This is a genomic window from Bradyrhizobium manausense, assembly GCF_001440035.1.
In the GTDB taxonomy this organism is placed as follows: Bacteria; Pseudomonadota; Alphaproteobacteria; order Rhizobiales; family Xanthobacteraceae; genus Bradyrhizobium; species Bradyrhizobium manausense.
Genome location: NZ_LJYG01000017.1, coordinates 1 through 1,634 on the forward strand (window position 1 = coordinate 1; position 1,634 = coordinate 1,634).

At 65.0% G+C, this 1,634-nt stretch carries 1 protein-coding gene; it reads left to right on the plus strand.

The window, feature by feature from the left end:
- The first annotated feature begins 233 nt into the window (after positions 1-233).
- Positions 234-1,487 (plus strand): IS110 family RNA-guided transposase, encoded by a 1,254-nt coding sequence (locus tag AOQ71_RS03840; RefSeq protein WP_057742012.1) that lies wholly within the window; start codon positions 234-236, stop codon positions 1,485-1,487.
- Positions 1,488-1,634: the final 147 nt, after the last annotated feature.

Genomic DNA, 1,634 nt, shown 5'->3' on the forward strand with positions numbered 1-1,634 from the left:
CCACCCTGTACCCTTCTGACGTTCATGGCCGGCCTAGAGGTGTAGACTGGCCATTCGGGCCGATCCGTCGGGAGCAGCCTTGTCCACCCGTGCCTTGAGCACCCACGTAGGAACCGCGCCCCAGCGGAACGTCCGCGATCGAGATCCAGTAGGAGGTCATTGCGCCGAGAGCGCCAGTACAGGGATCGATCAGGATCGCGGTTGGCCCGCTTTGAGAGCGAGGAGATCCAACGATGGTCAAGGACGTGCAATGGTTCGTCGGGATCGATTGGGCAACGCGGAGTCATTGCGTTTGCCTGCTGGATGCGGAAGGACGGCCGGCCGGCCAGCGCGACTTTGCGCATGGTGGAGCCGGACTGACGGAGCTGTGTGATTGGCTGGTCGAAAAGACCAAGGCCGCACCGGGACAGATCGCGGTGGCAATCGAGACGCCGCATGGCCCAGTGGTGGAGATGCTGCTCGAGCATGGTTTTATGGTCTTTGCCATCAATCCCAAGCAACTCGACCGCTTCCGGGATCGCTTCACGGTGGCCGGTGCCAAGGATGATCGCCGCGACGCTCATGTGCTCGGAAGCTCATTGCGTACGGACTGTGCGGCCTTCCGCCAGCTTGCGGCCGACAATCCGGTGGTGATCGAGCTGCGCGAGTGGTCGCGCATGGCGGAGGAGCTGCAGCAGGAGCGCACGCGGCTTGCCAATCGCCTGCGTCAGCAGTTGTGGCGGTACTATCCCCAAGCGGCCAAGCTGACCGACGATGTCGCCGACGACTGGTTCCTGGCACTTTGGCAAAAGGTGCCGACGCCGGACAGCGCGGCCAAGGCCAGCGACAAGGCGATCGCGCGCATCCTCAGCGCCTATCGTATCCGCCGCCTCGATGCGGCGACGGTGCTCAAGACTTTGCGCGAGACACCCCTGCTCGTGGCACCGGGCACGACGGAGGCTGCGTGCGTGCATATCCGCAGCCTCGCGGCCCGTCTGCGCCTGGTCAATCAGCAAATCAAGGAAGCGCAGCACAGCCTGGACCGCCTGTGCGCCAAGCTCGAAGAACAGGAGAGCCCCGCGGGGCAGAATCCCGAGCAGTGTGACGTGGCGATCCTTCGCTCCTGGCCGGGAATCGGCAGGATCGTTCTTGCCACACTGCTCGTCGAGGCCACCGAGCCTCTGCGCAGACGAGACTACCACGCCTTGCGCGCCTTGGCAGGGGTCGCACCGGTGACGCGGCAAAGCGGCAAGCAACGCTTCGTGATCCGCCGCCTGGCCTGCAACAGGCGGCTGCAAAGCGCCGTTCATCACTGGTCGCGCGGCGCGCTTCAATACGACGCCGCAGCCCGGCGACGCTATGATGCTTTGCGGCAGCGCGGACACGGCCATGCGCGTGCGCTGCGTGGTGTGGGAGATCGCCTGCTCTTTGCCTTGTGCGCGACGCTCAAGCACCAGACGCCCTACGACGCAGACCACAACAGCGCGAAGATCTCGGCAGCAGGCTGAGCCGTTCCTTTGTTCGGCCGCATGCGACCGTTCCTTCGTCCCGACCTGCCGAACGCAAGAGCGCCGCGCGCAGACGCTGTCCAGGATGCCATAGGCACCGGCAAAGCCGGCGCGAAGCGTCCTGGATAGCGTCGAGCACGGTGCTAT

Bases quoted from the DNA above. Each gene is read 5' to 3' on its own strand.
- AOQ71_RS03840 (WP_057742012.1), top strand. From the start codon at position 234: ATGGTCAAGGACGTGCAATGGTTCGTCGGGATCGATTGGGCAACGCGG.